Below are 1994 nucleotides of genomic sequence, written 5' to 3'. Positions count from 1 at the left end.
ACTACCTGCTCTAGCGGTGCTAGCATTGCGACGAGGGAAACTTCCTTGACTCTATGCTGGCTAAGAACCACAAAAGTGTATTGGTGATAATCACTCGTCGCCGCGATGCTGCCGGTTACGATGATCCAATGACCTTCAGACTAATTGTAGCATGTACCCCAGCGTAGGAACGGGTTTCGCTGGGGTCTTCGCTATGAGCTCGTTCCTCGCAAGCATTCGCAATTGTCACCTGACATGCACCAGTCATTGCGTGACCCATGAAAGAAGGCGCCGTATGAACAGCACATGGCTCATAAACTGCGTGCTTGATGACCGATAGATCAGGTCTCAGGCTCCGTTTCGACCAATCATTCATCGTGTTTGCGCGCTGCATTCTTTGTTTTATCCCGACACTCTTGGTGTTGCTCTCAGGAACGCAGCTTCCTGCCCAGGTCGCGGGCAATGCCGATGGATCGGTTTGTGACGAAGGTTTCGAAAACAAGAACGGATCCTGCCAAAGAACCGACTTACCAGAAAACGCATATTTGACGGGTAGCTCATATGGCAGCGGCTGGGAATGCAATCACGGTTTTCAGAATGTGGGAGAACTTTGTGAGGAGATAAGAGTTCCTGAAAACGCCTATCTTTCATCAACCGGAGACCGATGGGAGTGCAACCGGTTGTTCCAGCGCGTCGACGACGAATGTGAAGAGGTGATTTCACCTCAAAATGGGTACGTCGAAACCCGGTTTGGCGTGCAGGAAATACACTGCAACTGGGGATTTCGTAAGGAGAACCAGGATTGTGTTGCAATAGAAGTCCCAAAAAACGGTCGTCTGAGCGACAAAAGAAGCTCGGATGGGTGGGTATGCCTCAGAGGCTACAGGGCAGCGGAGAGCGGCTGTGAGCCTGTGGCAGTTCCACAGGATGCATATCTTGCACCTGAGACTTTTTCCGGATGGAAATGCGAGCGTGGTTTTCGCGCAAACCGGGACACGTGCGTTGCGATCCTTGTACCTTCAAATGCTCACTTAAATCGAAGAGGTGATGGTTGGGAATGCAATCGGCCGTTCACGAGACAGAACGATAAGTGCACCGAAAGTGTGCCGTAACAACCGGTTGATGGAAGCCAAAGCCGCCTGACAAATCCGGAAGGACCAAGCCGTGAACCATAACTCGATTGACGAAAACTTGGGTAAAAGCCTCAAAGCTGAAAAGGCGCGTCGCCGGTCCTACGGGATTAAAATATCTGTGGCGTCGGCGGTGCTTGTTGCGGCGATAATTGTGGTGGTGTTTCTCTGATGCGTAAAAATGCCCCTCAAGTAACCCTTCCCGGTTCAAAGATGTCAGCTCGTGGTCTGGAAGAAAGAGCATTTCAGGACCGCAGTGTTCGTAAGGCGCGGAACGCTGACGTATCTGGTGTGATCGAGGAAGAATTTGGAAAGTACTTGATTAAAGCTGGCGTTCTGAGCGGCAATAGTGTTGCACGAGCATTTCCCAAGCCACCAGCTAAAACGCAGGCAATGATTGCCGATGCAGTTGGCGAAACACCGGCATTGGCCATTGAAGCCTTAAAAGAATCTCTCGAAGAACGAGACAGGAAACGTAGCGGTCAACGCCGTTTGGAGGGAAACTCCGGCACCCTCGTTCCCAGTGAAAGAGAATATACCGAGGCATTGCGACAGATCAGGCTCACCCCTGCGCAGGTCACAATGCTCAAAGCACTTACAATCGCAGGCAAGGACGGTCTGACTATTGGTCACTTGTCTCAGGCGGCCGGTTACAAATCGCGCGAGGCCTCCATCAAGGTCTTTAAGAAAATCGGACTATTGATTGCTGAATACCTGGAGCTCGAACTTCCCGAAGTCGGGCCGGCACAGAATGATGGTGCTGCTCAGGTAATCGCATTTTCTCACATCGAAAGTGACAATGAACCAGCGACTTGGATCATCCATCAAGAACTGCGCGAGGCTGTTCGTTCAGTTCTATGACGTACGTTCCGGCGCCTGCTTTTG

At 51.4% G+C, this 1994-nt stretch carries 2 protein-coding genes; both read left to right on the top strand.

Annotation, left to right across the window (positions count from 1 at the left end; genetic code table 11):
• Positions 1-1143: 1143 nt before the first annotated feature.
• A complete protein-coding gene (locus tag ACR0K4_RS22945) occupies positions 1144-1281 on the top strand; it encodes a hypothetical protein (RefSeq protein ID WP_480516773.1) in 138 nt (45 codons plus the stop codon).
• Positions 1281-1970 (top strand): hypothetical protein, encoded by a 690-nt coding sequence (locus ACR0K4_RS22940; RefSeq protein ID WP_480516775.1) that lies wholly within the window; start codon positions 1281-1283, stop codon positions 1968-1970. Before ACR0K4_RS22945 ends, ACR0K4_RS22940 begins: the two co-directional genes overlap by 1 nt.
• Positions 1971-1994: the final 24 nt, after the last annotated feature.

The organism is Ruegeria sp. K11 (assembly GCF_056531905.1).
The sequence above is the reverse complement of the archived record's forward strand: the minus strand, read 5'-3'. Positions and strand labels throughout refer to the sequence as shown.

Excerpts from the sequence above, each read along its gene's own strand:
- ACR0K4_RS22940 (WP_480516775.1), top strand. The coding sequence starts at position 1,281 with ATGCGTAAAAATGCCCCTCAAGTAACCCTTCCCGGTTCAAAGATGTCA.